This window comes from Allobosea sp. P4_H5, from assembly GCF_056400825.1.
Genome location: NZ_JBFUKM010000018.1, coordinates 96,954 through 121,403 on the forward strand (window position 1 = coordinate 96,954; position 24,450 = coordinate 121,403).

A 24,450-nucleotide genomic window follows, 5' to 3' on the forward strand; every position below is an offset into this window, starting at 1 on the left:
GGCGCTCCCTTTGTGGTCAGTTGTCGGTCAAGAATTCGACCCCGTCGAAATCGGGTTCGCTGTCGTCAAAGAGCGGCTCGAATTCGGGCAGGTCTTCCTCGCCGCTCGTAGCAGCGGCGGACGCTTCGGCTTCCGCCGCACGGGGATCGCGGACATCGACGATGCGCGCGCCCGGGAAGCGCTCCATCACGGCGCGGACGGCAGGATGGCTCGCCGCATCGCTTTCGCGCTTGTCGCGGGCTGCGACCGCCTGCTCGCGCATGGTCGCCGAGCCCTCGGCATTGACGATGGCGACCAGCCAGGTCTGGCCGGTCCATTCCTTCAGCCGCTTCGACAGATCGTTGGCGAGCAGGCGGTTGCCGTGCTCGGCCAGGGCGAACTCGATCCGCCCTTGCTCGAAGCGCACCAGGCGAACATCGCGCTCCAGTGCCAGCTTCATGGTGATGTCGCGATGGCGCGAGGCGAGCGCGACGACCTCCTCGAAGCTCTGCGGTTGCGGCAAGGCGCTGGCCCGTATTTGGGCCGCCGGCGCCGCGGCGGGCATCGGATTGGCGCTGGCCAGCACCGGCCGGGCCGCGAGCGCGGTCGCGCCGCCGCCCGAGGGCGGGCGCGGAGCGGGCGCGCCGTTGCCGCCGACAGCTCCGCTGCCGTCACGCAGCATTCTCAGCGCTTCGTCCGGCGTCGGCAGATCGGCGGCATGGGCGAGGCGCACCAGCGCCATCTCGGCGGCCATCACCGGGCGGTCGGCCTGGCGGACCTCGCCGACGGCCTTCAGTAGCATCTGCCAGGCCCGCGCCAGCACGCGGATCGACAGGCGCTGGGCAAAATCGGCGCCGCGCACCCGCTCGGCCTGGGACAGGCTGTTATCCTTGGCCGCCTCCGGCACGAGCTTGAGGCGGGTGACGAGATGGCTGAACTCGGCGAGGTCGGAGAGCACCACCGCCGGATCGGCGCCGGCGTCGTATTGTGCCCGTAGCTCGGTCAGGGCGCCGGCGATGTCGCCCTTCATCACCAGTTCGAACAGGTCGATGACGCGCGCCCGGTCGGAGAGCCCGAGCATGCTGCGGACCTCCTCCAACGTGATCCTGCCGCCGGCATGGGCGATTGCCTGGTCGAGGATCGAGAGCGAATCGCGCACCGAGCCCTCGGCGGCGCGCGCCACGGCGGCGAGAGCCTCTTCTTCAGCCTCGATGCCCTCCGCCCGGCAGATCTTGTCGAGATGGCCGACCAGCAGGGCTGCATCGACGCGGCGCAGGTCGAAGCGCTGGCAGCGCGACAGCACCGTGACCGGCACCTTGCGAATCTCGGTGGTGGCGAAGATGAACTTGGCGTGCGGCGGTGGCTCCTCCAGCGTCTTCAGGAAGGCGTTGAAGGCGCCTCCCGAGAGCATGTGGACCTCGTCGATGATGTAGACCTTGTAGCGCGCCGAGACCGGGGCGTAGCGCACCGCGTCGTTGATCTGGCGGACATTGTCGACGCCGTTGTTCGAGGCGGCGTCGATCTCCATCACGTCGATGTGCCGGCCCTCGACGATCGCCTGGCAATGCACGCCGAATTGCGAGAGGTCGGTGGTCGGGGCGCCGCTGCCGTCGGCGTTCTGGTAGTTCAGGGCGCGCGCCAGGATGCGCGCCGTCGTGGTCTTGCCGACACCGCGCACGCCGGTCAGCATCCAGGCCTGCGGGATGCGGCCTGCGGCGAAGGCGTTGGTCAGCGTCCGGACCATGGCGTCCTGGCCGATCAGGTCGCCGAAATGCGCCGGCCGGTATTTGCGCGCCAGAACGCGATAGCCAGCCGGCGCTGCGGCGGCCGGGGCTGGCACCGGGGCCATGCCGGGGAAACCCGGCTCGTCGGCGGGGACGGTCTCGTCGGTCATACCCCTGCTTTCGCCAATCGCGGCGCCCCGGTCAACGCCGCTCTGTCATAGGAAGGCGCGAACGCGTCAGGAATGTGAGGGAAGCCAAGGCTCGCGCATTCGGGGGCGGCGAGATTTGCGCTGAAGGACTTGCGCGAAAGTAGGAGGTTGGACGAAGACCCGTTCGGTCTCGTTACGGCTGCTTCCTTCCGGATCTGACCGGGTTGGCGAGTGAGACGTCCCTCGCCAACCTCCCGGGCGCTATATCGGCGCTTTGGCGCGCGAGCGCAAGTCCAAGGCAAACAAGTCCGAGGCAAACAAGTCCGCGGCAAAAAGCGCCGCTGCGACGGCGCGGCGCAGGCGTTTCGGCATTGACTCAGGCTGCCCCATCCGCCATAAGCCCGCGACCTGCGCTGCCTACCGGGCGGCGCGGCCCTTTTTGCATGACAGGCTTGGCTGGCATCGGCTTTCCCATGAAAGCTGCGCTTGCCCTGCCGAACAAGGCCCCGGAGACGGACCGTGAAGAGAACCTATCAACCCAGCAAGCTGGTGCGTAAGCGCCGTCACGGCTACCGCGCCCGCATGGCGACCACGGGTGGCCGCAAGGTCATTGCCGCTCGTCGCGCCCACGGCCGCAAGCGCCTGTCGGCCTGATGAGCCCAAAGGCGCGCGTTGCAGGCGCGCCTGTTCCGGAAGACTGGCCAACCGCCATGCGCCTCGCCCGTCTGACGCAACGCAAGGACTTTCTCGCGGCGGCCGAGCACGGCCGCCGTTTTCGTTCGTCCGCCTTCACCGTGCAGGTGCTCGACAAGCCGGGCCAGGACGATCTGCGTCTCGGGTTGACCGCTTCACGCAAGACCGGCAACGCCGTCGTGCGTAACCGCATCCGCCGCCGCCTGCGCGCTGCTGCAGCGCTCGCTCTGGCCGAGCAGGCCGGCAAGCCCTGCGATCTCGTGATCGTCGCCCGGCCCGAGACCGTCCAGGCCGATTTTACCGCGATGATCGCCGACCTTTCGGTCGCGTTCGACCGCGCCCGCCCAGCCAGTGGCGGCAAGCGCCGCTCCGCCCCCCGCAAAGCCTCTTAGGGCCCCTCACGGCCCACGAGACTGCCTCCGAGACGGATGATGAAAGAAGACAACCGCAATCTGTTGCTGGCGATCACGCTCTCGGTCGTCGTGCTGCTCGGCTGGCAATATTTCTACGGCCTGCCGCAGGCAGAGAAGCAGAAGCAGATCGCCCAGCAGACGCAGAGCCAGCAGGCGACGCAGCCTTCCGGCGCGCCGACCGCCTCCGGCACCGCTCCGGCTCCGGCCCAGGGTAGCGCCCCGGCGCAGCCCGGTCAGGCTCCGGTCACGGCCGCTCCTGCCGCGACCCGCGAGGCGGCGCTCGCCGCCGGCCCGCGCCTCAGGATCGACACCGGGAAGATCGCCGGTTCGCTCTCGCTGACCGGCGCGCGCATCGACGACGTCTCGCTCAAGGCCTATCGCGAGACGGTCGACCCGAAGAGCCCGATCATCGTGCTGCTCTCGCCGGCCGGTGGGCCGGACGCCTATTATTCCGATTTCGGCTGGGTGGCCGGGCCCGGCGCCAATGTCCCGCTGCCGAGCGCAAATACGGTCTGGAGCGCCGACAGCCAGGTCCTGACCTCGGCCAAGCCGGTGACGCTGACCTGGGACAACGGCCAGGGCCTGCTGTTCAAGCGCACCGTCTCGGTCGACGACAACGCGATGTTCTCGATCCGCGACGAGGTCGAGAACAAGGGTACGAACCCGGTCTCGCTCTACCCCTATGGCCAGGTCGTGCGCGTCGGCAAGCCGCATACGCTCGGCTACTACGTGCTGCACGAGGGTATGATCGGCTCGCTCGGCGAGCAGGGGTTGCAGGAGTTCACCTACGACGCGATCGACAAGGAGCCGGCGCTCGGCTCGGCGACGCATGGCAAGGCCTGGAAGGACGTGCTCGGCGGCTTCGTCGGCATCACCGACAAGTACTGGGCTGCGGCCGCGATCCCGGACCAGGGCAAGAAATACGAGGGCCGCTATTCCTCGGTGCAGACCGGTTCGGTGCGCACCTACCAGGCCGACTTCCTCGGCGAGGTCGTCAATGTCGCGCCCGGTGCCTCGGCCAGCGCCTCCTCGCGCCTGTTCGCCGGCGCCAAGGAAGTCGCCGCGGTCGACGGCTACGAGAAGAACCTCGGCATCAAGCGCTTCGAGCTGATGATCGACTGGGGCTGGTTCTATTTCATCACGAAGCCGATGTTCTACGTGATGGACTGGGTCTACAAGCATGTCGGCAATTTCGGCATCGCCATCCTGGTCGTGACCGTCCTGCTGAAGGGGCTGTTCTTCCCGCTCGCCAGCAAGTCCTACGCCTCGATGGCGAAGATGAAGGCGGTTCAGCCCGAGATGGTGGCGATCCGCGAGCGCTATGCTGACGACAAGATGAAGCAGCAGCAGGCGCTGATGGAGCTGTACAAGACGCAGAAGATCAATCCGCTCGCCGGCTGCTGGCCGGTGCTGGTGCAGATCCCGGTCTTCTTCGCGCTCTACAAGATCCTGTTCATCACCATCGAGATGCGGCACGCGCCGTTCTATGGCTGGATCCGCGACCTCGCCGCGCCCGATCCGACCAATCTCTTCAACCTGTTCGGCGCCCTGCCGTTCACGCCGCCGGCCATGCTGCATCTCGGCATCTGGCCGATCCTGATGGGCGTGACGATGTTCGTGCAGATGAAGATGAATCCGGAGCCGCCGGATCCGGTCCAGAAGATGATGTTCACCTGGATGCCGGTGTTCTTCACCTTCCTGCTCGGCTCGTTCCCGGCCGGCCTGGTGATCTACTGGACCTGGAACAACCTGCTCTCGGTGACGCAGCAAGGCTTCATCATGAGGAAGCACGGCGTGAAGATCGAGCTCTGGGACAACATCAAGGGCATGTTCGGCAAGAAGCCGGCTGCCGCGACTGCGACCCCGGCCGTGCCCGCTCCCGGCAAGCCGGCAAACAGCAACAAGAAGTGAAGTAGCGGGGCGAGAGCCTCGCTCGTGAGAGAAATCGAACGCCGGACGCCTCTTGGGGCTCCGGCGTTTTGCTTTTTGCGCCGCTTCGCGGCTTGTCCCCGATGATGGCGATGTGCTTAGTGCCGCGCCATGCCTCTGCCCGATCCGAAAACCCGCCACCCGATCGCCGGCTGGAAGGGCACCGCCTTCCTCAAGGCCGTCGTCGACCACCCGCTCGTCGAGGTCGGTGATTACTCCTATTACGACGACTCGCGCGGGCCCGAGCATTTCCTCGCCCGCTGCGTGCGCTATCATTTCGACTTCATCGGCGACCGGCTGATCATCGGCAAGTTCGTCGCGATCGCCCAGGCAGCGCAGTTCATCATGAACGGCGCCAACCATCCGATGGGCGGCTTCTCGACCTATCCGTTCGGCATGTTCGGCTTCGAGAACGTGCCCGACTTCACCCGCGACGGGCTGGCCCTGCGGGGCGACACCGTGATCGGCAACGATGTCTGGATCGGCCGTGAGGCGGTGGTCATGCCAGGCGTCACCATCGGCGACGGCGCGATCATCGGCACCCGTGCCCAAGTCTCCCGCGACGTACCACCCTACGCCGTCGTGGTCGGCAATCCCGGCCGGATCGTGAAGCATCGCTTTTCGCCGGAGGTGGTCGCGGCGCTGCTCGAGATCCGCTGGTGGGATTGGGAGCCGGAAAAGATCGCGCGCAACCTGCCATTGATCGCCGGCGCGGACATCGACGCGCTGCGCTCTGCCGTGTAGGCAGGGGCTATGACCTCAGATCAGACCACGCCCTTCACCGCCGACGAGCTCGAATCCGCCCGAAAACTGTTCGAGGGGCCGTGGGATTTCGTCTGGGCCTCGACCAAGATCGACGACCTGCCGCCCATGGTCGGGCAGGAGATCGCCTTCGCCGGCCGCTCCAATGTCGGCAAGTCGAGCCTGATCAACGCGCTGACCCGCCGCAACGCCCTGGCGCGCACGTCGCATACGCCGGGCCGCACCCAGCAGCTCAATTTCTTCCGGCAGGTCGACCATGACGAGCGCCTGACCATCGTCGACATGCCGGGCTATGGCTACGCCGCGGTCGGCAAGGAGAAGGTCGCGGCCTGGACGCGGCTGATTCACGACTATCTGCGTGGCCGCGCCAACCTGATGCGGGTCTATGTGCTGATCGATGCCCGTCATGGCCTGAAGGATGTCGACGGCGCTGTGCTGGAGACGCTCGACAAGGCCGCCGTCAGCTATCAGGTCGTGCTGACCAAGGGCGATGCGTTGAAGCAGGCCGACCAGACCTTCATGGCCGAGGCGACCTATGACGAGATCAAGCGCCGTCCGGCCGCCTTTCCCGAGGTGCTGCTGACCTCCAGCGAGAAGGGGCTCGGCATTCCCGAATTCCGCGCCGCGATCGCACGAGCGCTGGCGGAGCGGGCCTGATCGCCAAACGAGATTGCGATGATGCAATCTCGAACTTGCCTCCTACGGGGACGACAAGCGCGGCTGAAAGCCCCATCTTGCTCTCAGGCGGCGTTGCCGCCCGCAAGTTTGGAGCAGTCCCATGTCCGCAGCCGCAGAGACCCTGGCCCATCGTAACGAAGCGCTCGACGCGCCCGTCCATATCGGCGCGGTGAGCTTGCGCGTGCGCGATCTCGCCGGGCTGACGGCGTTCTATCGCGATGCGATCGGGCTTTCGGTCCTCGAGCGGGATGCGGACCACGCCGTGCTCGGTGCCGGCGGCGAGCCGCTGGTGAAGCTGGAAGCCGGTGCGCAGCATCCCTCCTCGGCTGCCGGCCTGTTCCATATGGCGATCCTGCTGCCGTCGCGCCGCGATCTCGGCAACTGGCTGCGGCATGCCGCCGAGACGCGCATCGGGCTGGAAGGCGCCTCGAACCATCTCGTCAGCGAGGCGCTCTATCTGTCCGATCCCGAGGGCAATGGCATCGAGATCTATCGCGACCGCAGCCGTCCGGAATGGCCGCGTCTCGATGGCGGCCGCTTGCAGATGGCGACCGAGCGGCTCGATCTCGACGCGCTCCTGCGTGACGCCGAGCCACAGGCCTATGCCGGCATGCCGGAAGGCACGGTGATGGGCCATGTCCATCTGCGCGTCGGCGACGTCCAGCAGGCGGAAGGCTTCTATCGCGACGCGCTCGGCTTCGAGGTGATGGTGCACTATCCCGGTGCGAGCTTCATGGCGACCGGCGGCTATCACCACCACATCGCCGCCAATACCTGGCACAGCCGCGGCGCCGGCCCTCGCCGGGACAATGAGGCGGGCTTGTCGAGCTTCGAGCTGGTCGCGCGCGATGCGGAAGCTCGTGCTGCGCTGAGCCGGCGCATGGCGGCCGCTGGTGGCGATGATGGGTCCGTCGTCGATCCCTGGGGTAACCGGATCACGCTCCGGCCCTGAGAGGCTCAGCGCATCAGTAGATGGGTCCGGCGCGTCCCGCCGGCATCCGGGCGAAAACCCATCGCCTCCCAGAAGGCGGAAGCGCCGGCATCGGCGGCGTTGAGCGAAAGCCGCGGCGCCAGCGCGAGCCCTTGCTGGATCAAGGCGCTCGCGAGGACGCGGCCGACGCCCTCGCGCCGGTTGCCCGGTCGGACATAGACATGGCGGAGGCGCAGCAGGTCGGGCGCGTGGTCATAGGGATCTGGCGTCACTGCACCGATCGCCGCCAGCACGCCCTCGCGATAGACCGCGAGCAGCGAGTTGCGCTCGTCTTCGCCTGCGTAGCGGCCGGCATCCCATTCCTCCAGGATGCCCTCGACGAAGCGGTAGCCTTCGGCTGCCGCCTCGTCCTGCAAGGCAGGCAGGTCGTCCGGCAGCGCGTCGCCGACCCGGACGATCTGCAGGCCCGCTGGGATCACAGGCCCTCGAACAGCGCGCTGGAGATGTAGCGCTCGGCGAAGGACGGGATGATCACCACGATCGTCTTGCCGGCGTTCTCCGGCCGGGCGCCGACCTCCAGCGCCGCCGCGACGGCCGCGCCCGAGGAGATGCCGGCCGGGATGCCCTCGGCCTTGGCGAGCGCCCGCGAGGTCTCGAACGACGTCTGGTTGCCGACGGTGACGACCTCGTCGATGACGCTGCGATCGAGGATGCCCGGCACGAAGCCGGCGCCGATGCCCTGGATCTTGTGCGGGCCGGCCTGGCCACCCGACAGGACCGGTGAATCCTCCGGCTCGACTGCGACCATCTTCACCGAAGGCTTCTTGGCCTTCAGCACCTGGCCGACGCCGGTGATGGTGCCGCCGGTGCCGACGCCGGAGATGACGATGTCGACCGCGCCATTGGTGTCGTTCCAGATCTCCTCGGCCGTGGTCTTGCGGTGGATCGCCGGATTGGCCGGGTTCTCGAACTGCTGCGGGATGATCGCGCCGGGAATCTCGTTCTTGAGCTCCTCGGCCTTGGCGATGGCGCCGCGCATGCCGCCGGGGCCGGGGGTCAGCACCAGCTCGGCGCCGAGGAAAGCCAGCATCTTGCGGCGTTCCAGCGACATCGTCTCGGGCATCACCAGGATCAGGCGATAGCCGCGCGCGGCGGCGGCGAAGGCGAGCGCGATGCCGGTATTGCCGGAGGTCGGCTCGATCAGCGTGCCGCCGGGCTTGAGCGCGCCCGAGGCCTCCAGCGCGTCGATCATGGCGACGCCGATGCGGTCCTTCACGCTGGAGATCGGGTTGAAGAATTCGAGCTTGGCCAGGATCGTCGCCTTGACGCCGCGCTCGGCCGGCAGGCGGTTCAGGCGCACCAGCGGGGTATCGCCGATCGTGTCGGTGATCGACTCGTAGACGCGGCCGCGGCCGGGGACGTGGGCGGGCTTCTGCGCTGCATCGGCCATGGCGGCCTCCTTGCTGGTCTGGACTTGGCTGTTTGAGCTTATGAACCGGGTCTCACGCTAGCATCAAATCACAGAATCTGTCGAGGAATGAGAATTTAAACAAATTATATCGTGAAATCTGTGTCGATCGCCGATTTACCCGTCGCTGCGCGCTCTTCCGCCTCGCGGCAGAGATCGGCGACGGAGACGGCGTCGAGCCTGGCAAGCCAAGCCTCCATGGCCTGCTGCATCATCGGGTCGATTACCACATCCACCAGCGCGGATTGTGGCAGCGGCGGCAGGGTTTCGTCGGCATTGGCCTGCATGGCGGCGCGCACGATTTCGCCGGCGGTGATGCGGCGGCGCTCCTTGGCGAGCTCATAGCCGCCGCGCGGGCCGCGCACGCCCTTGAGGATGCCGACCCTGACCAGCGCCTGCAGCACGGTCTCGAGATGGCGCGGCGGCAGCTCGTGCCGGGCCGCCAGCGCCTTGGCCGCGACCGGGGTTGGGCGGGCGTGCAGGGCGATGTCGACCACTGCGGTGACGGCGAGCAGGCTACGGCGCGAGAGCTGGATCATGCCTTGTCTCCGCCCGCCCGCCGCAAGGCGGCATCGCTCACGCCGGTCGAGCCGAAGCCGCCTGCACCGCGCGTGGTCTCAGAGAGCTCCGTGGCCTCGACGATTCCCGCTTGCAGCACAGCCGCGACGACAAGCTGGGCGATGCGGTCGCCATGCCTGATGGTGAAGGCCTCCCCGCCGTGATTGATCAGGATGACTCCGACCTCGCCGCGATAGTCCGCGTCGATCGTGCCGGGCGTGTTGAGCAGGGTGACGCCGTGGCGCAGCGCCAGGCCCGAGCGTGGCCTGACCTGTCCCTCCGTTCCCACCGGCAGTTCGAGCACGAGGCCTGTCGGCACCAGCAGGCGCTCGCCCGGCTCCAGCCGCAGCGGCCCCCCAGGCAAGGCGGCTCGCAGGTCGAGCCCGGCGGCACCCGCGGTCTCATAGGCCGGGAGCGGCAGGTCATGAGCTTGCGGCAGGCGCCGGATGCGGAGCGTCGCCATCAGTCGTCAGCCCTTATGCGCCAGCAGATCGGCGAAATGCGCGACGAGGCGCGTCGCGACTTCCGACTTGGGCAGGGTCGGCCAAGTCTCGACGCTGTCGGTTGTGACGACGTGCACGGTATTGGCGTCGCCGCCCATCACGCCGGTGCCGCCGACATCATTGGCGACGATCAGATCGCAGCCCTTCTTCGCCAGTTTGGCGCGGGCATAGTCGACGACGTTCTGCGTCTCAGCCGCGAAGCCGACGACGAGGGCGGGCCGGTCGATCTCGCGCGCCGCGATGGTGGCGAGGATATCGGGGTTCTCGACCAGAGCGAGGCTGGGCGGCTTGCTGCCGTCCTTCTTCATCTTCTGGCCGGCGGCATCGGCGGTGCGCCAGTCGGCGACGGCAGCGGCGAAGATCGCGATATCGGCCGGCAGCGCCGCCTCCGTCGCCATCAGCATGTCGCGGGCGCTTTCGACATGGACGGTATTGACGCCGGCGGGGTCGGCGATGGTCACCGGACCCGAGATTAACGTCACCTGCGCGCCCGCGGCTGCCGCGGCTGCCGCGATGGCATGGCCTTGCTTGCCGGAAGAGCGGTTGGCGATGTAGCGGACAGGGTCGATCGGCTCATGCGTCGGACCGGAGGTGACGAGCACACGTTTCCCCGCGAGCGGCTTCGGCCCCGAAGGCGCACCGCCGGGCAGGCGGCCGAGAAAGCCGATCGACGGCGCCTGCCTGTTATCGCCCGCGAGCGCCAGTTCGATCGCCGCCAGAAGCTCATGCGGCTCGGCCATGCGGCCGGGGCCGCTCTCGCCGCGCTCGGCCATGGCGCCGGAATTGGGGCCGACGACGAGGACGCCGTCCTTCTGCAAGGTCGCCATGTTGCGCTGTGTCGCTGGATGCTCCCACATCCGTGGGTTCATCGCCGGTGCGATCAGGATGCGCTTGTCCGTCGCCAGGAGCGCTGTCGACGCCAGATCGTCGGCATGGCCGTTCGCCATCTTGGCGATCAGGTCGGCGGTAGCGGGCGCGACGACCAGGAGGTCGGTCGAGCGCGACAGGGCGATATGGCCGATATCGGCCTCGTCCGTCAGCGAGAACAGGTCGGTGAAACACTTTTCGCCCGCTAGCGAGGAGACCGCGAGCGGCGTGACGAACTGCTCGCCGGCCCCGGTCAGGATGCAGCGGCAGGCGATGCCGTGATCCTTCAGGCGCCGGATCAGCTCCAGGCACTTATAGGCGGCGATGCCACCGCCGATGATCAGCAGAATGGAGCGGGAAGCGGGCAAGGGCGTGGCTCCGGAAGGCAGGGCGCGCCGTTTGGTAGCACCGGCCGGGCCGGCCTGTCATGTCTCGCCATTCGAGGCCCGTGGCTGCGCATCGTCACACGACGGGCGCGTCGGCGACTGATGTTGCAACCGCACCATGCGCTCGGCTAGTTGTTTTCGGGCGTCTTACGATCATCCAGCGACGAAGGCATTCCGATGAAGAAGGTTTTTCCTGACGCCAAGGCGGCGCTCGCCGGCGTCGTCAAGGATGGCATGACCATCATGGCCGGCGGTTTCGGCCTCTGCGGCATTCCCGATACGCTGATCGAGGCGATCCGCGACTCCGGCGCCAAGAACCTGACCTTCATCTCGAACAATGCCGGCGTCGACGGCGCCGGCCTCGGCATCCTGCTCGAGACCAAGCAGATCAGGAAGATGATCAGCTCTTACGTCGGCGAGAACAAGCTCTTCGCCGAGCAGTATCTCTCCGGCCAGCTCGAGCTCGAATTCAACCCGCAGGGCACGCTGGCCGAGCGCATCCGCGCCGGCGGCGCCGGCATCCCGGCCTTCTTCACCAAGACCGGCGTCGGCACGCTGATCGCCGAGGGCAAGGAAGAGCGCGAGTTCGACGGCGAGCGCTACATCATGGAGCGCGGCCTCTTCGCCGACATCTCGATCGTCCACGCTTGGAAGGGCGATACCGAGGGCAACCTCGTCTACCGGAAGACGGCGCGCAACTTCAATCCGATGATGGCCTCGGCCTCGCGCATGACGATCGCCCAGGTCGAGCATCTCGTCCCGGCCGGCGAGATCGACCCCGATCACATGCATACCCCCGGCATCTTCGTGAAGCGCATCGTGCACGTCGCCAATCCGGTGAAGCGCATCGAGCAGCGCACCGTGCGCAAGCGCGAAACGGTCTGAGAGGAGATCACGCACATGGCCTGGACCCGTGAACAGATCGCCGCTCGCGCCGCCAAGGAGCTGAAGGACGGCTTCTACGTCAATCTCGGCATCGGCATCCCGACGCTCGTCTCCAACTACATCCCCGACGGCATGAGCGTACAGCTCCAGTCGGAGAACGGCATGCTCGGCATGGGCCCCTTCCCCTATGAGGGCGAGGAGGATCCCGACCTGATCAATGCCGGCAAGCAGACCATCACCGAATTGCCGACGACGAGCTATTTCTCGTCCTCGGATTCCTTCGGCATGATTCGCGGCGGCCATATCGATCTCTCCATTCTCGGCGCCATGCAGGTGGCCGAGAATGGTGACCTCGCCAACTGGATGATCCCCGGCAAGATGGTGAAGGGCATGGGCGGCGCCATGGACCTCGTCGCCGGCGTCAAGAAGGTCGTCGTGGTGATGGAGCACGTCGCCAAGAACAAGGACGGCTCGGAATCGCCGAAACTGCTCAAGGCGTGCGATCTGCCGCTAACCGGCGCCGGCGTCGTCGACATGGTGATCACCGACCTCGGCGTCTTCGCGATCGACGAGAATGGCGGCGGCATGACCCTGCTCGAGCTCGCCGAGGGCGTGTCCCTCGACGAGATCAAGGCCAAGACCGAGGCGCCCTTCAAGGTCGCGCTCTGACCTCGCAGAACCGCGCCAGCGCCTCGGCGAAGGCGCGGGCGGCCGGGCCCATCGCCTCGTCGAGGCGGTGGGCGAGATAGGCTTCGGCCGGGAGCTGCGCGTTCCGGCCGAGCGCCCTCGTCGCGACCCTGACCAGCCTGCCCTCGGCAAGGTCGCGCTCGATCAGCCAATGCGGCAGCCGGCCCCAGCCGAGCCCGGCCAGGATCATCGCATGCTTGGTGTCCTGCCCGGTGACGCGGCAGGTCTGCGGCGAGAGCACGCCGAAATCCTGCGCGCCCGAGATCGGCGTCGGGTCGATCTGCACGATCTGGAGATGTCCGGCGAGTTCGGAACGCGACAGGACGCGCCCGTCACCTGCCCGGGCGAGCGGATGTGTCGCCGCGACGACCGCAATCGCCTCGATGCTCGTCAGGGCCTCGATCGCGATGCGTGGATCACGGAAATTCTCGCCGACCGTGATAGCGAGGGCACTGCGCCGCTCCAATAGCGCCGCGATCGGTCCGCCCAGCGGCTCGATGGCGAGCCGGATCGAGACAGACGGGTAGCGCTCGCGCAGGTCGGCGAGCGTCGCGCCGATCAGCGGGGAGGGAAACAGTACGTCGATCGTCAGCGACAATTCGATCTCGACACCCCGGCTCAGGCCATGGGCGCGGGCCTTCAAGGCGCCGACCCGCAGTAACACCTCTTTGATGTCGGCGAGCAGGGCCTTGCCTTCCGCCGTCAGCGCCGGGCGATGGCCGGAGCGGTCGAACAGCTGGAGGCCGAGCTGCCCCTCCAGATTGGCGATGGCATGGCTGATGGCGGACTGGGCCCGCGACAGCCGCGTCGCCGCCGAGCGGAAGCTGCCGGCTTCGGCGACGGTGACGAAGGTCCGCATCTGGTCGAGGGTGAGCGCATCGAGCATGATCGATTTCCTTGATCGACTCGATGCCAATTATCTCACTTTTCGAGATCGACGGGAAACCGCATCTCCGGGCGACCCGCAGCGCCAGCCAAGGAACAGAGCATGGCCGATCTTCCCGCTGAGATCATCGTCGCGAGATCGCGCTCATGACAGCCGCCGTCGCAACGCCCGCGGCCAGGACCGACTGGCTCGCTGTCACGGTCGTGGTCGCCAGCGGTATCGTCGCGGCGCTGCAGGTCGGCAAGGCGGCGATCGCGATGCCGCTGGTGCAGGCGGAGTTCAGGTTGGACCTCGGCACGCTCGGCTGGCTCGCCTCGATCTTCGCAGTGCTTGGCATGGTCGGCGGCATCCCCGTCGGTACGCTCGCCATCGCCCTGGGCGCGCGGCGCGTTCTGCTGCTCGGCCTGCTCGCGGTGGCTGCCGGCGCGCTTCTGGGCGCGGCGGCGCCGCACTTCCCGATGCTGCTCGCCTCGCGCGTCGTCGAGGGGCTCGGCTTCCTGCTGATCACCATTGCCGCCCCGGCAATCCTCCAGCGGGTCGCCAGCTCCGCCCGGCGCGACATCGTCATGGCGCTGTGGAGCTGCTTCATGCCGACCGGCATCGCGCTCGCCATGCTCGCGGGCCTCTGGCTCACCGACTGGCGCATGATCTGGCAGGTCACCGGTGCGCTCGCGGTCATCGCGATCGTCCTGACCGTGCTGACGGTGCCGAACACCAGCGGCGGTACGCGGCCATCCTGGGCGGCTCTTGCCGGCGATGCCGGCGCGGTGCTGAGCGCGCGCGGGCCGATGCTGCTGGGCTTTACCTTCGCGCTCTACGCGCTGATGTTCTTCGCCCTGTTCAATTTCCTGCCGGTGCTGCTGATGCAGCGCATGCAGGTCTCGCTTGCGACGGCCGGTCTGCTCGGCGCCCTCGCCAGCGCCGTCAACATCATCGGCAACCTCGCCGCCGGCCTGTTGCTCGCGCGCGGCGCCTCGCGCGTAAGCCTGATCGTGGCCGCGAGCCTCGTCATGGGGCTGTCGGCCATCGGCATCTTCCTCGGCCTCTTGCCTGATTCCGCGACCTTCCTGCTTTGCGTCCTGTTTTCGATGGTCGGCGGGATCATTCCTGCGACCCTGCTGTCGTCTGCGCCGGTGCTGGCGCCGGCGGCCGGGTTGACGCCTGTCGTCATCGGCCTGCTGATGCAGGGGAGCAATCTTGGCCAGGTTGTCGGGCCTGTCGCCATCGGCAGTGTCATCGAAGCGTTCGGGTGGCCTTCGGCGGCCGGGCTGGTCGGCGCTGTGGCCGTGATCGCCATCCTGACCGCGCTCGGCCTGCGCAGCGCCCCCGGGCGGAAGGTCTAATCGTGTTCCGTGAGTCGCTGGTCGCGTTCCCAGCCGGCGCGGACGAGCTCCGGCACGTCGTTCTCCTCCTCGGGGTAACCGAGGCAGAGATAGCCGATCAGCTTCCAGTCAGGCGGCGCGCCGGTGATGGCGGCGATCTCGGCGGGGTCGAGGATCGAGACCCAGCCGAGGCCGAGCCCATGAGCGCGGGCGGCGAGCCAGAACTGCGTGATCGCCGCCACGACCGAGTAATCGAGCATCTCCGGCATGGTCCGCCGGCCGAGGCCATGGCCCTGCACCGTGCCATGGTCGCAGAACACCGCGAACTGCACCGGCGCCTCGCGCAGGCCTTCGAGCTTGAGGCGGGCATAGAGCGCTGCGCGCTCGCCCTCATACTCGGCCAGCGCATCGGCATTGCAGTGGGAAAAGCTCGCCTGGACCGCGGCGCGCTGCTCGGGATCGTCCACGCGCAGCCAGCGCCAGGGCTGCGAATGGCCGACTGAAGGCGCGAGTTGCATCAGATCGAGCAGCTTCGCCAGCAGTTCTTCTGGCACCGGCTCGCGCTGGAAGCGCCTGATATCGCGGCGCCAGGCGATGAGCTCGCCGAGCTTGTCGCGGAAGCCGTCATCGAAGACCGGAGGCGAACTCACGCCCCCTCCCGCACCGCGATGGCGTGGAAGAACGAACCCGAGACGAGGCCGCGACGGCTGCCGGCGGGCGCGGGGGCCGAGCCATGTGGGTCGGTGACCTCCGCGAAGGCCGGGTCCTCGCCCTGCGAGATCACGGTCGCGTAATGGAATTCGTGGCCGCTGAGGCGATCGCCGGCGCGGCCGAGCGGCCCGTCGACAGCGAGCACCGCATTGCGATAGCCGAGATTCATCTTGCGCCTGGCGAAGCTGGTCTCGACCGAGAGCAGCCCGGCCATGGCGTGGCTGACCCCATCGGCGTCGATCAGCCTTTTGCCCAGCACCATGTAGCCGCCGCACTCGCCATGGACCGGACGGGTTCGGGCGAAGTCGCGCAGTCCGTCGAGAAAGCGCGAGGCGCCGGTGAGCCGGCCGGCATGCAGTTCGGGATAGCCGCCCGGCAGCCAGCAGGTATCGCAGCCCTCCGGTGGCGGTTCGTCGGCGAGTGGCGAGAACGGCACGAGCTCGGTTCCCTGCGCGCGCCAGCCCGCCTCGACATGCGGGTAAACGAAACTGAAGGCGGCGTCGCGGGCGATGGCGAGGCGCTTGCCCGGTGCCGGCAATGGCGCGGTATGACGCGTGAAAGCCGGCAAAGCGGTCGCGCCGGCAGCAGCGATGACGGCGTCGAGATCGACAGCCGCCGTGACAGCTTCGGCGAGCGCATCGAGCCGCTGGCGCAGGTCCTCGGTCTCGCCGGCCTGGACGAGGCCAAGATGGCGCTCGGGCAGGATCAGGCTCGCCTCGCGCGGCAGCGCGCCGAGCACCGGCAGACCGATCTTCTCCATGCCAGCAGCGGCAAGCCGCCGATGGCGCTCGCTGGCGACCTTGTTGAGGATCACGCCGGCGACCCGGATGCGCTTGTCGTAGAGCATGCAGCCGAGCGCGACCGCGCCGGCCGATTGCGCCTGGCCGGAGACGTCGATGACCAGCACCACCGGCCAGCCGAGCAGCGCTGCGATGTCGGCGCCCGTGCCGGTATGGCCATCGGGGCCGGGCACGCCGTCGAACAGCCCCATCGAGCCTTCGGCGACGATGATGTCTGCCGCCCCGGCCGCCTCATTGGCGATCTGGCCGAGCAGCACGTCCGACATCGCATAGCTGTCGAGATTGGCGCTGGGCGCACCTGTCGCGGCGGCATGGAAGGCCGGGTCGATATAGTCCGGCCCGCATTTCAGCCCACGCACCTTGAGGCCGCGCTGGGACAGTGCCCGCTGCAGGCCGAGCGTGATCGTGGTCTTGCCGGAGCCGGAACGTGGCGCGGCGATGAGCAGGCCCTTGGCCGTCATTCCTGACCTCCGCGCGGCCGGAAGCGGCGATCATAGCCGGTGGAGTACAGCGCGCTTTCGGAAAAATCCTCGGCTGCCAGCGCCGGGCCGATCAGGATCAGCGCGGTGCGCTCCAGCTCTGCCGCCCGCACCTGATCGGCAATGTCGGCAAGCCGCCCGCGCAGGATGCGCTCTTCCGGCCAGGAGGCGCGGAAGACGATCGCGACCGGGCAGTCTGCGCCGTAGAAGGGCGTGAGTTCCGCAACGACCTGCTCGATGGCATGGATCGAGAGATGGATGGCGAGCGTCGCGCCCGAGGCAGCGAAGGTCGCGAGTTTTTCGGCCTCCGGCATGGCCGAGGCGCGGCCGGAGGTGCGCGTCAGCACCAGCGATTGCGCGACGCCGGGCAGGGTCAATTCGCGCTTGAGCGCCGCTGCCGCGGCGGCGAAGGCCGGCACGCCCGGCGTGATCTCATAGCGGATGCCGAGCTGGTCCAGGCGGCGCATCTGCTCGCCCGTCGCGCTCCAGATCGAGATGTCGCCGGAATGCAGCCGGGCGATGTCCTTGCCCTGGGCATGGGCGGCCTCGATCTCGGCGATGATCGCGTCGAGATCGAGCGGGGCGGTGTCGACGATGCGCGCACCGGGCGGGCACCAGCCCAGCATCGCCTTGGGGATCAGCGAGCCCGCATAGAGGCAGACCGGGCAGGCGCCGATCAGCTCGCGCCCGCGCAAGGTGATGAGATCGACCGCGCCCGGGCCAGCGCCGATGAAATGGACGGTCACGCGGCGCCCCTAGCCAGAGCACAAGTGACGCGGGCGGTGGCGATGCGCGGCTGGATCAGGATGGCGCCCGGGCCGGCGGCGGCGAGCGCGGCGGCTTCCGCCACCGAGCCGACGCCGTAGAGCCCGGAAATCCGGGTCGAGCGCGTCGCGCAGGCGGCCTCGAAGCCGGCGAGTGCTTCGTCCGGGATGGCGACGAGCGTCAGATCATGCGCTTGCGCCACGGCAGCCAGCCCTGGCTCGTCCAGGCGAGAAGCCAGAGTGGCGAGGCGCTCAATCGCATCGGCCGGCAGGTTGGCGGCGGCGAGCGTCTGCGTCAGGCAAGCCTCGATGTCGGCTTCCGACGTGCCCGGGCGCAGGCCGATGCCGGCGGTGATGCCGCTCACGGCTTCACCACGCGCCATTGCGTCACCGCCATCGCGGCGCGCCAGCCATGCATCGTCCCGATCGGATCGAGATGCGAAACGCCGATGCGGCGCAAATCGCCGCCATGAGCTGAGAACAGCCCAGCAAGCCTTGCCTCGCCTTCGATCGTCACGGCATTGGCGACCAGTCGCCCGCGCGGCTTCAGCGCCGCGAAAGCGGCTTCGAAGACGCCGGGATCGGTCAAGCCGCCACCGATGAAGACCGCGTCCGGCGAGGCCTTGCCAGCGAAGCTCTCGGGCGCCTTGCCCTCGACCACTTCGAGCGGCGGGGCGCCGAGTGCGAGCCGGTTGCGGGCGATGCGGGCGGCGCGCTCCGGCCGCTCCTCGAACGCGATGGCGCGATTGTGACGGTGGCGCAGGCTCCATTCGATGCCGATCGAGCCTGAGCCGGCGCCGATATCCCAGAGCAGTTCGCCGGCGCGCGGTGCCAGCGCCGACAGCGTGATCGCCCGGATATCGGCCTTGGTGAGCTGGCCGTCATGCTCGAACCAGTCGTCCGAGAGGCCGGTCGCCAGCGGCAATATGCGGGCGTCACGGCTGGCGACCACCTCGATCGCCAGCAGGTTGAGCGGCACGATGCCGTCGAGTGCGAAGCTGTCGGCGCGGGTCTCACGGATACGCTCGTTCGGGCCGCCGATCGTTTCCAGCACGGTGATCGTGCTTTCGCCGAAGCCGCGGGCGCTCATCAGCTGGGCTACGGCGAGCGGCGTCGAATCGTCCCAGGACAGCGCCAGAACCCGCGCGCCCGGCTGGAGAAAAGGGATGATCCTCTGAAGGGCACGGCCATGCAGCGAGACCAGCCCGCATTCCTCCTGCGGCCAGCGCATGCGCGTGCAGGCCATGGAGAAGGAGGAGAGCTGCGGGATGACGCGCATCTCCGCCGCTGGCACCGCCTTGGTCAGCCCGGCGCCGATGCCGTAGTGGAACGGATCGCTGGTCGCGAGCACGCAGACATTGCGGCCCTTTTCGGCCAGAATCGCCGGCAACGCATTGCGGAAAGGCTGCGGCCAGGGCCGCGCCTCGCCGGGCACGTCGCCGATCAGTTTGAGATGGCGCTCGCCGCCGAAGACGATCTCGGCGCTCTCCAGCGCCGCCAGCGCCTCGGCGCAGAGGCCGGCACGGCCATCCTCGCCGAGCCCGACCAGCGAAAGCCAGGGGCCGGGCGGCGCGCTCGACAGCGTGGCGGTTTCAGGCGAAAACTGTTCCATGACGGTCCTCATCCTCGGCGGCACCAGCGAAGCGGCTGCACTCGATCAGCTCCTGGCCGAACAGGCACCCGAGATTCGCGCCGTGATCTCGCTCGCGGGCCATACCTCCGACCCGCGCCCCTTGTCCTTGCCGACCCGCACCGGCGGTTTCGGCGGCATTGCCGGCCTCAGGCAATATCTCCTCGACGAGGGCGTCGTCGCCGTCATCGACGCGACCCACCCCTTCGCCGCGATCATGCCCTATCATGCGCAAGCTGCCTGCAAGGCGGAAGGCGTGCCGCTGCTGGCGATCCGGCGTGAATCCTGGAAGCCGCAGGACGGCGATCGCTGGAAATGCGTGCCCGACATCGATGCGGCCGTCGAGGCGCTCGGTGACGAGCCGCGCCGGGTCTTCCTGACCATCGGCCGGCTCGAATTGCCGCATGTCTTCGCCGCCCCGCAGCACCACTACCTGATCCGGGTGATCGAGCCCGTCAGCGACCTGCCGTTGCCGCACGCCAAGGTGCTGCAGCAGCGCGGGCCGTTCGAGGCGGAGGCCGAGGAGAAGCTGATGCGGGAGGAGGGCATCGAGATCCTCGTCAGCAAGAATGCCGGCGGGCCGATGACCCTCGGCAAGCTTGTCGCGGCGCGACGGCTCGGACTTCCGGTGGTGATGGTCGAGCGGCCGCCCAAGCCCGATGTCGAGACCGTCGAGCATATCGATCAGGTCCTGCCCTGGCTGGTGACGCAGGGGCTCTTCGTCACCGAGCGCGGCGTATAGACGATCGGGTTCTCGCCCTCGCGGGCGATCAGGCGTGTCGCGCTGGCGCCGATCATCACCAGGGTCGCCATGTCGGCGCTCTCGGCTGCCGCAATCGCCTCCGCCAGCGTCAGGATGCGCAAGCTCTCGTCGGGGCGCCCGACGGCGCGGGCAAAAATCACCGGCGTCTCGGACGCGCGGATCGTCGCCGCCAACTCCAGCGCCTTGCCGAGCTGCCAGGGCCGCGCCTTCGAGATCGGATTGTAGAGGCAGATCACGAAATCGGCGGACAGCGCCGCGGTGAGCCGGGCGGTGACGACTTCCCAGGGTTTCAGATTGTCCGAGAGCGAGATTGCGCAGAAATCGCCGCCGAGCGGGGCACCGGCCCTGGCCGCCGCGGCGAGCATGGCGGTGATCCCTGGCTCGACCGAGATCTGGAGCTTGCGCCAGGACGGCTCGCCGGCTTCCAGCGCCTCGAACACCGCCGCCGCCATGGCGAACACGCCGGGATCGCCGCCGGAGACGACCGCAACGGCCTTCCCTTCTGCGGCCAGCGCCAGCGCATGCCGGGCACGCTCGACCTCGACGCGGTTGTCGGAGGCATGCTTGGTCTGGCCCGCACGCGCCGATACCCGGTCGAGATAGGGACCGTAGCCGACGAGATCGCTGGCGGCCTCGAGCGCGGCCAGCGCCGACGGCGTGAGATAGCGCGCCTCGCCCGGCCCGAGGCCGATGATGGCGAGCGAGCCGCTCACAGCCGCCGCCCTTCGCCGGGCACGAGGATCATCGAGAAATAGGGCGCCTCGTCGTCGGGCTTCTCGGCGAGCCGCGTCACCACCTGCCCGGCCATGGTGGCGCGCTCGACATAGATGGCGCGGTTGATCAGCCCCGCTGCCTGGAGTGCACGGCGCACCTTGGGCAGGTTGCGGCCGAGCTTCATGATCACGGCCGCGTCGGTATCCGCTAGGCGGCGCGTCAGTTCACCCTCGGCGAGCGTGCCCGGCACCACAGTCATCACATCGTCGCCCCAGCTGATCGGGGCGTCGGCGCGAACCCAGGCGCCGGCCATGCCGGTCACGCCCGGCACGACCTCGGTCGGGAAGCGCTGGGCGAGGCGGCGCCACAAATGCATGAAGGAGCCGTAGAAGAACGGATCGCCGTCGCAGAGCACGGCGATGCTGCGGCCTTCCGCCATCTCGCCGGCAAGCTGCTCGGCCGCCTCGTCATAGAAGGCGGCGATCGGGCCGGTATAGCCCTCGTCCTCGACCGGCACCTCGATCGTCACCGGGAAGGCGAGCTCGATCTCGCGGGCCGGATCCGGCGCGATGATGGCGTCGGCGGTGATCCGGGCATTGCCGCGCCGGCCGCGCTTGCAGAAGTGCACGAGACGGTCGGCCTTCAGGATGATGTCGCGGGCGCGCACGGTCATGTAGTCGGGATCGCCGGGGCCGAGGCCGACGCCGTAGAGCAGGGTACGGGGCGCTTTGTTGCTCACGCCGCTCATTCCTTCACCTGCGCCAACGCGTTGACGGCCGCGGCCGCCATGGCCGAGCCGCCGCGCCGCCCGTGCACGACGAGGAAGGGCACGCGCCCGTCCTGCGCCAGCGCTTCCTTCGATTCCGCTGCGCCGACGAAACCGACGGGGATGCCGATCACGGCGGCCGGCTTCGGCGCGCCTTCGTCGAGCATATCGAGCAGGCGGAACAGCGAGGTCGGCGCATTGCCGATGACGACGACAGAGCCGGCAAGATGCGGGCGCCACAGCTCCATCGCGGCCGCCGAGCGCGTCGTGCCCAGCTCCTCGGCGAGTTTCGGCACGGAAGGGTCGGGCAGCGTGCAGATCACTTCGTTCCTCGCGGGCAGGCGCGCGCGGGTGACGCCGTCGGCGACCATGCGGGCATCGCAGAGGATCGGCGCGCCCTTCGCCAGCGCGGCCGCGGCGGCCTCGGCGAAATCAGGCGACATCGCCACATCCTTGGGCAGGTCGGTCATGCCGCAGGCATGGATCATGCGGACGACGACGCGCTCGGCCGTACCGGAAAAGCGCGACAGGTCGGATTCGGCCCGGATGATGGCGAAGGAGCGTTCGTAGATCGCCGCTCCGTCGCGGATATAGGCGTGACGCGTGTTCAACTTCCAACCTGCTTCTCGTGCCGCGCCGCTTCCAGGAGCGCGCGGATGTCCTGACCCGGTTCGAGCCGGCGCACAAGTTCCGTCAGCGAAAGATGGGCGATGGCGATGTCGCCAGTACCGCCAGCGAGGATCACGTCATAGCGCCCGTCGCGGCCGACCAGAGTGAGGTCGGCGCGGCCGGGATAGGCGCAGGACTTGGCACAGCCGGAGACGTGGAGACTGAGGCCATCGGCCAGCATTGGCGCCATCGCTCCTGCGAGGACCGCAGCATTGGCCAGCGTCGCTGCTTCGCCGCGCGCGCAGGCCGGCGCACCGGCGCAAGCCGAGACGGCAAGGCGTGGATCGTCCGGCTCGACGATCAGGCCCTCGTCGCGCAAGCCCTCCTGCAGAAGGCTCGCGGCGTCAGCCGAGAGTCCGCAGAAGGCGAGACCGCGCCAGGGGGATACCCTGATCTTGCGGAGGCCGGCATTGCGGGCGATTTGGCCCAGTCGCCGCAAGCCGGCGGTATCCGTCCGGCCGAAGGGCAGTCCGGCCAGCACGGCGACCCTGTTGTCTCGCTCGGCAAAGAGGCCGGCGCGTGCTGGCTTCGGTCGGGAGGCCGGGGCCGGCATCGATCCGAGCCCGGATGTCGTCGCCAGTAGTGTCAGCTCATCAGACGAAAGATCGCGCATGCGGCGGACCTTCCCGAAGCTCGCCCTGCTCGCGGAAACGAAGCTATCGAGCAAGTGAGCCGCGCAGGCGGCTACTTCATGCGGCGCAACCGGGCCGAACCAGAGCTCACCCGGCAGGCCCAGCGTGACCGCGTCTCCCGAGATCGCAAGCAGCCTGAGATCCGCGGCAAAACCATCGAGCGCCAGCGCGCCGCCGCCATCCACGACGATCGAGACCTTCGCCGTCAGGCCGACGACGCTGCGCCCGGCATGCTCGACCGCCTCCGCCAGTGCGGCCGCGTCGAGCAGTTCGTCAGCCGCCCGGCCGGCGAGCGGCGAGGTCAGCGCCAGCCGGTGCGGGCCGTCGCCCTCGGCTTCGTCAACGAGGCCGGCCGCCAAGAGATCCTCGACCAGCGCCGGATGCGCGTCTTCGCGGATGCCGCGCAGTTGCAGGTTGCCACGGCCGGAAATCTCGATCTGGCCGTTGCCGTGCCGGCTCGCCAGCTCGGCGACATAAGCGAGTTGGTCCGGGGTCAGAGCATTGTGCGGCGGATGCAGGCGTACCAGCAGCCCGTCGCCGGTCAGCATCGGCCGCAAGGTGCCGGGGCACCAGCCGCGTCGCATCGTCTCGCGGGCCGGGGCGCTCACTCCGCGGCCTCCCGGCCTCTGAGCATCGCCGCCGAGTTGGATCGGCTCTTCCAGAACCCGCGCTTCTGCGCCTCGGCGAGGCGGGAGCGGATCGAGGCGGCGGCCGGCGCATTCGCCTGTTCCAGCGCCTGCCAGATGGTGGGATCGCCGCAATAGGCTTGGAACACCGCATCGAACAGGCCGTCCGAGACGGCATCTGTAGCAGCCGCATAGACGAAGAGCGCATCGACCGTCTCCGCCAGCTCTGCCGCGCCGCGCCAACCATGGGCGAGATGGCTCGTGATCCATCGGGGATGGCAGAGCCGGCCATGGACGATGCGCGAAACGTCCTCGTCCAGCGTTCTTGCCTTGGGCTTCTGCGGATCGGAGGTGTCGAGGCTGTAAAGCGTAGCGTTGCCGCCTTGCGCCTGCATCGCGGCGACGAAGCCGCCGATCACATCGGCGGCGCTGGTCGCTTCGAGGATGTCGCGGCCGGCGGTATCGCTGACATGGACGAAAGCCTGCGCCTCGGCGACCCGGTTGGCGAAGCCGGCATCGGGCACGGTTGCGCCATCCGGCCCGCCATAGGCGTGGCTGGTGGCCGCGAGATAGGCCTCGCCAAGTTCCGCACGTGCCTGCCAGTCGCCGTCGAGCGCCCGGTCAGCCATGGCGGCACCATAGCGGCCGGGCGCCGCGCCGAAGATGCGCGCGCCTGCCTCGCCGCGCCGATGGGCGGTGGCCGGCTCGTTCCACTCGTCCGGTTCGTCGAGGGCCGCGACGGCGCGCGCGGCGCCATCGAGCAGGGCGATCTGCGCCGGAAAGGTGTCGCGGAAGGCGCCGGAGATGCGAATGGTGACATCGGCGCGCGGCGCGGCGAGCTTCGCCTGCGGGATGATCGAGAAGCCGGTGACGCGGGTCGAGCCATGGTCCCAGAGCGGTTCGACCCCCATCAGGTGCAGGGCATGGGCGATGTCCTCGCCGCCCGAGCGCAGGGTCGGCGAAGCCCAGAGATCCATCACGATCCGGCGGGGATAGTCGCCTTCGTCCTGGAGATGCCTGGCGATGACGGCCTCGGCCGCCCTGGCGCCGAGCCTGGCGGCCGAGCGGGTCGGCAA

At 68.6% G+C, this 24,450-nt stretch carries 27 protein-coding genes and 1 other RNA gene; 10 read left to right on the plus strand and 18 right to left on the minus strand.

Features of this window, described 5'->3' with window-relative positions:
* Positions 1-16: 16 nt before the first annotated feature.
* Complete coding sequence (locus AC1DS0_RS28480; RefSeq protein ID WP_476817579.1) at positions 17-1,873, minus strand: DNA polymerase III subunit gamma/tau; 1,857 nt, start codon at positions 1,871-1,873, stop codon at positions 17-19.
* 138 nt (positions 1,874-2,011) lie between these two features.
* An RNA gene (gene ffs, locus AC1DS0_RS28485) (signal recognition particle sRNA small type) lies at positions 2,012-2,108 on the minus strand.
* Between the two features lie 263 nt (positions 2,109-2,371).
* On the opposite strand from ffs, the gene rpmH reads away from it, so the two are divergent.
* The 6 genes from rpmH to AC1DS0_RS28515 all read left to right on the plus strand — a co-directional run bounded on the left by rpmH (position 2,372) and on the right by AC1DS0_RS28515 (position 7,279).
* A complete protein-coding gene (gene rpmH, locus AC1DS0_RS28490) occupies positions 2,372-2,506 on the plus strand; it encodes a 50S ribosomal protein L34 (RefSeq protein WP_057189143.1) in 135 nt (44 codons plus the stop codon).
* Positions 2,507-2,562: 56 nt separating this feature from the next.
* On the plus strand, positions 2,563-2,937 hold the full coding sequence (gene rnpA, locus AC1DS0_RS28495; RefSeq protein WP_152015948.1) for a ribonuclease P protein component: 375 nt from the start codon (positions 2,563-2,565) through the stop codon (positions 2,935-2,937).
* Positions 2,938-2,976: 39 nt separating this feature from the next.
* The gene (gene yidC, locus AC1DS0_RS28500; protein ID WP_476817580.1) at positions 2,977-4,869 is read left to right on the plus strand and encodes a membrane protein insertase YidC; all 1,893 of its coding nucleotides are present in this window, start codon (positions 2,977-2,979) and stop codon (positions 4,867-4,869) included.
* A gap of 129 nt (positions 4,870-4,998) precedes the next feature.
* The gene (locus tag AC1DS0_RS28505; protein ID WP_476817581.1) at positions 4,999-5,631 is read left to right on the plus strand and encodes a CatB-related O-acetyltransferase; all 633 of its coding nucleotides are present in this window, start codon (positions 4,999-5,001) and stop codon (positions 5,629-5,631) included.
* Positions 5,632-5,640: 9 nt separating this feature from the next.
* On the plus strand, positions 5,641-6,306 hold the full coding sequence (gene yihA, locus AC1DS0_RS28510; protein WP_476817582.1) for a ribosome biogenesis GTP-binding protein YihA/YsxC: 666 nt from the start codon (positions 5,641-5,643) through the stop codon (positions 6,304-6,306).
* Positions 6,307-6,427: 121 nt separating this feature from the next.
* Entirely contained in the window at positions 6,428-7,279 is an 852-nt protein-coding gene (locus AC1DS0_RS28515; RefSeq protein WP_476817583.1) for a VOC family protein, read from the plus strand.
* A 5-nt stretch (positions 7,280-7,284) separates the two neighbouring features.
* On the opposite strand, the gene AC1DS0_RS28520 is transcribed toward AC1DS0_RS28515, so the two are convergent.
* The 5 genes from AC1DS0_RS28520 to AC1DS0_RS28540 form a co-directional block, all read right to left on the minus strand.
* Positions 7,285-7,737, minus strand: coding sequence for a GNAT family N-acetyltransferase (locus AC1DS0_RS28520; protein ID WP_476817584.1), 453 nt, complete (start codon positions 7,735-7,737; stop codon positions 7,285-7,287).
* Positions 7,734-8,708, minus strand: coding sequence for a cysteine synthase A (gene cysK / locus AC1DS0_RS28525; RefSeq protein ID WP_476817585.1), 975 nt, complete (start codon positions 8,706-8,708; stop codon positions 7,734-7,736). The genes AC1DS0_RS28520 and cysK overlap by 4 nt, the downstream gene beginning before the upstream one ends.
* A 104-nt stretch (positions 8,709-8,812) precedes the next feature.
* Positions 8,813-9,265 (minus strand): RrF2 family transcriptional regulator, encoded by a 453-nt coding sequence (locus AC1DS0_RS28530; protein WP_476817586.1) that lies wholly within the window; start codon positions 9,263-9,265, stop codon positions 8,813-8,815.
* Positions 9,262-9,747 carry a dUTP diphosphatase gene (gene dut, locus AC1DS0_RS28535; RefSeq protein ID WP_476817587.1) on the minus strand — a complete coding sequence of 162 codons (486 nt, stop codon included), beginning with the start codon at positions 9,745-9,747 and terminating at the stop codon, positions 9,262-9,264. Before dut ends, AC1DS0_RS28530 begins: the two co-directional genes overlap by 4 nt.
* Before the next feature lie 6 nt (positions 9,748-9,753).
* The gene (locus AC1DS0_RS28540) at positions 9,754-11,022 is read right to left on the minus strand and encodes a phosphopantothenoylcysteine decarboxylase domain-containing protein (protein WP_476817588.1); all 1,269 of its coding nucleotides are present in this window, start codon (positions 11,020-11,022) and stop codon (positions 9,754-9,756) included.
* 195 nt (positions 11,023-11,217) lie between these two features.
* Here AC1DS0_RS28540 and AC1DS0_RS28545 point away from each other — a divergent pair, with 195 nt between their 5' ends.
* Positions 11,218-11,925 carry a CoA transferase subunit A gene (locus AC1DS0_RS28545; RefSeq protein ID WP_476817589.1) on the plus strand — a complete coding sequence of 236 codons (708 nt, stop codon included), beginning with the start codon at positions 11,218-11,220 and terminating at the stop codon, positions 11,923-11,925.
* Positions 11,926-11,940: 15 nt separating this feature from the next.
* Positions 11,941-12,594: a CoA transferase subunit B gene (locus AC1DS0_RS28550; protein WP_476817590.1), complete on the plus strand. Its 654-nt coding sequence runs from the start codon at positions 11,941-11,943 to the stop codon at positions 12,592-12,594.
* Here the strand turns inward: AC1DS0_RS28550 and AC1DS0_RS28555 are convergent.
* Positions 12,578-13,498, minus strand: a complete 921-nt coding sequence (locus AC1DS0_RS28555; RefSeq protein WP_476817591.1) for a LysR family transcriptional regulator — start codon at positions 13,496-13,498, stop codon at positions 12,578-12,580. The genes AC1DS0_RS28550 and AC1DS0_RS28555 overlap by 17 nt on opposite strands.
* Before the next feature lie 146 nt (positions 13,499-13,644).
* Here AC1DS0_RS28555 and AC1DS0_RS28560 point away from each other — a divergent pair, with 146 nt between their 5' ends.
* Positions 13,645-14,841 (plus strand): MFS transporter, encoded by a 1,197-nt coding sequence (locus tag AC1DS0_RS28560; RefSeq protein WP_476817592.1) that lies wholly within the window; start codon positions 13,645-13,647, stop codon positions 14,839-14,841.
* Here AC1DS0_RS28560 and bluB read toward each other — a convergent pair.
* From bluB to cbiE, 5 genes are read right to left on the minus strand one after another with little or no spacing between them, the layout of a single operon-like run.
* Entirely contained in the window at positions 14,838-15,470 is a 633-nt protein-coding gene (bluB, locus tag AC1DS0_RS28565; protein ID WP_476817593.1) for a 5,6-dimethylbenzimidazole synthase, read from the minus strand. The genes AC1DS0_RS28560 and bluB overlap by 4 nt on opposite strands.
* The gene (locus tag AC1DS0_RS28570; protein WP_476817594.1) at positions 15,467-16,792 is read right to left on the minus strand and encodes a cobyrinate a,c-diamide synthase; all 1,326 of its coding nucleotides are present in this window, start codon (positions 16,790-16,792) and stop codon (positions 15,467-15,469) included. Before AC1DS0_RS28570 ends, bluB begins: the two co-directional genes overlap by 4 nt.
* Positions 16,789-17,556 (minus strand): precorrin-4 C(11)-methyltransferase, encoded by a 768-nt coding sequence (gene cobM, locus AC1DS0_RS28575; RefSeq protein ID WP_476817595.1) that lies wholly within the window; start codon positions 17,554-17,556, stop codon positions 16,789-16,791. Before cobM ends, AC1DS0_RS28570 begins: the two co-directional genes overlap by 4 nt.
* Positions 17,553-17,939, minus strand: a complete 387-nt coding sequence (locus AC1DS0_RS28580; RefSeq protein WP_476817596.1) for a cobalamin biosynthesis protein — start codon at positions 17,937-17,939, stop codon at positions 17,553-17,555. The genes cobM and AC1DS0_RS28580 overlap by 4 nt, the downstream gene beginning before the upstream one ends.
* Entirely contained in the window at positions 17,936-19,186 is a 1,251-nt protein-coding gene (cbiE, locus tag AC1DS0_RS28585; protein ID WP_476817597.1) for a precorrin-6y C5,15-methyltransferase (decarboxylating) subunit CbiE, read from the minus strand. Before cbiE ends, AC1DS0_RS28580 begins: the two co-directional genes overlap by 4 nt.
* Here cbiE and AC1DS0_RS28590 point away from each other — a divergent pair.
* On the plus strand, positions 19,185-19,946 hold the full coding sequence (locus tag AC1DS0_RS28590; protein ID WP_476817598.1) for a cobalt-precorrin-6A reductase: 762 nt from the start codon (positions 19,185-19,187) through the stop codon (positions 19,944-19,946). The genes cbiE and AC1DS0_RS28590 overlap by 2 nt on opposite strands.
* Here the strand turns inward: AC1DS0_RS28590 and cobJ are convergent.
* From cobJ to AC1DS0_RS28615, 5 genes are all read right to left on the minus strand, one after another.
* Entirely contained in the window at positions 19,889-20,680 is a 792-nt protein-coding gene (gene cobJ, locus AC1DS0_RS28595) for a precorrin-3B C(17)-methyltransferase (protein WP_476817599.1), read from the minus strand. The genes AC1DS0_RS28590 and cobJ overlap by 58 nt on opposite strands.
* Entirely contained in the window at positions 20,677-21,429 is a 753-nt protein-coding gene (locus AC1DS0_RS28600) for a precorrin-2 C(20)-methyltransferase (RefSeq protein WP_476817600.1), read from the minus strand. The genes cobJ and AC1DS0_RS28600 overlap by 4 nt, the downstream gene beginning before the upstream one ends.
* Positions 21,426-22,058 (minus strand): precorrin-8X methylmutase, encoded by a 633-nt coding sequence (locus AC1DS0_RS28605; RefSeq protein ID WP_476817601.1) that lies wholly within the window; start codon positions 22,056-22,058, stop codon positions 21,426-21,428. The genes AC1DS0_RS28600 and AC1DS0_RS28605 overlap by 4 nt, the downstream gene beginning before the upstream one ends.
* Positions 22,055-23,356, minus strand: coding sequence for a precorrin-3B synthase (gene cobG, locus AC1DS0_RS28610; RefSeq protein WP_476817602.1), 1,302 nt, complete (start codon positions 23,354-23,356; stop codon positions 22,055-22,057). Before cobG ends, AC1DS0_RS28605 begins: the two co-directional genes overlap by 4 nt.
* Positions 23,353-24,450, minus strand: a 1,098-nt coding sequence (locus AC1DS0_RS28615) for a cobaltochelatase subunit CobN (RefSeq protein ID WP_476817603.1), incomplete at its 5' end; no start/stop codon positions are given. The genes cobG and AC1DS0_RS28615, both read right to left, overlap by 4 nt.

Bases quoted from the DNA above. Each gene is read 5' to 3' on its own strand.
- AC1DS0_RS28480 (WP_476817579.1), bottom strand. From the start codon at position 1,873: ATGACCGACGAGACCGTCCCCGCCGACGAGCCGGGTTTCCCCGGCATG.
- rnpA (WP_152015948.1), top strand. From the start codon at position 2,563: ATGCGCCTCGCCCGTCTGACGCAACGCAAGGACTTTCTCGCGGCGGCC.
- yidC (WP_476817580.1), top strand. From the start codon at position 2,977: ATGAAAGAAGACAACCGCAATCTGTTGCTGGCGATCACGCTCTCGGTC.
- AC1DS0_RS28505 (WP_476817581.1), top strand. From the start codon at position 4,999: ATGCCTCTGCCCGATCCGAAAACCCGCCACCCGATCGCCGGCTGGAAG.
- yihA (WP_476817582.1), top strand. From the start codon at position 5,641: ATGACCTCAGATCAGACCACGCCCTTCACCGCCGACGAGCTCGAATCC.
- AC1DS0_RS28515 (WP_476817583.1), top strand. From the start codon at position 6,428: ATGTCCGCAGCCGCAGAGACCCTGGCCCATCGTAACGAAGCGCTCGAC.
- cysK (WP_476817585.1), bottom strand. From the start codon at position 8,708: ATGGCCGATGCAGCGCAGAAGCCCGCCCACGTCCCCGGCCGCGGCCGC.
- AC1DS0_RS28530 (WP_476817586.1), bottom strand. From the start codon at position 9,265: ATGATCCAGCTCTCGCGCCGTAGCCTGCTCGCCGTCACCGCAGTGGTC.
- dut (WP_476817587.1), bottom strand. From the start codon at position 9,747: ATGGCGACGCTCCGCATCCGGCGCCTGCCGCAAGCTCATGACCTGCCG.
- AC1DS0_RS28545 (WP_476817589.1), top strand. From the start codon at position 11,218: ATGAAGAAGGTTTTTCCTGACGCCAAGGCGGCGCTCGCCGGCGTCGTC.
- AC1DS0_RS28550 (WP_476817590.1), top strand. From the start codon at position 11,941: ATGGCCTGGACCCGTGAACAGATCGCCGCTCGCGCCGCCAAGGAGCTG.
- AC1DS0_RS28555 (WP_476817591.1), bottom strand. From the start codon at position 13,498: ATGCTCGATGCGCTCACCCTCGACCAGATGCGGACCTTCGTCACCGTC.
- AC1DS0_RS28560 (WP_476817592.1), top strand. From the start codon at position 13,645: ATGACAGCCGCCGTCGCAACGCCCGCGGCCAGGACCGACTGGCTCGCT.
- AC1DS0_RS28570 (WP_476817594.1), bottom strand. From the start codon at position 16,792: ATGACGGCCAAGGGCCTGCTCATCGCCGCGCCACGTTCCGGCTCCGGC.
- AC1DS0_RS28590 (WP_476817598.1), top strand. From the start codon at position 19,185: ATGACGGTCCTCATCCTCGGCGGCACCAGCGAAGCGGCTGCACTCGAT.
- cbiE (WP_476817597.1), bottom strand. From the start codon at position 19,186: ATGGAACAGTTTTCGCCTGAAACCGCCACGCTGTCGAGCGCGCCGCCC.
- AC1DS0_RS28600 (WP_476817600.1), bottom strand. From the start codon at position 21,429: ATGAGCGGCGTGAGCAACAAAGCGCCCCGTACCCTGCTCTACGGCGTC.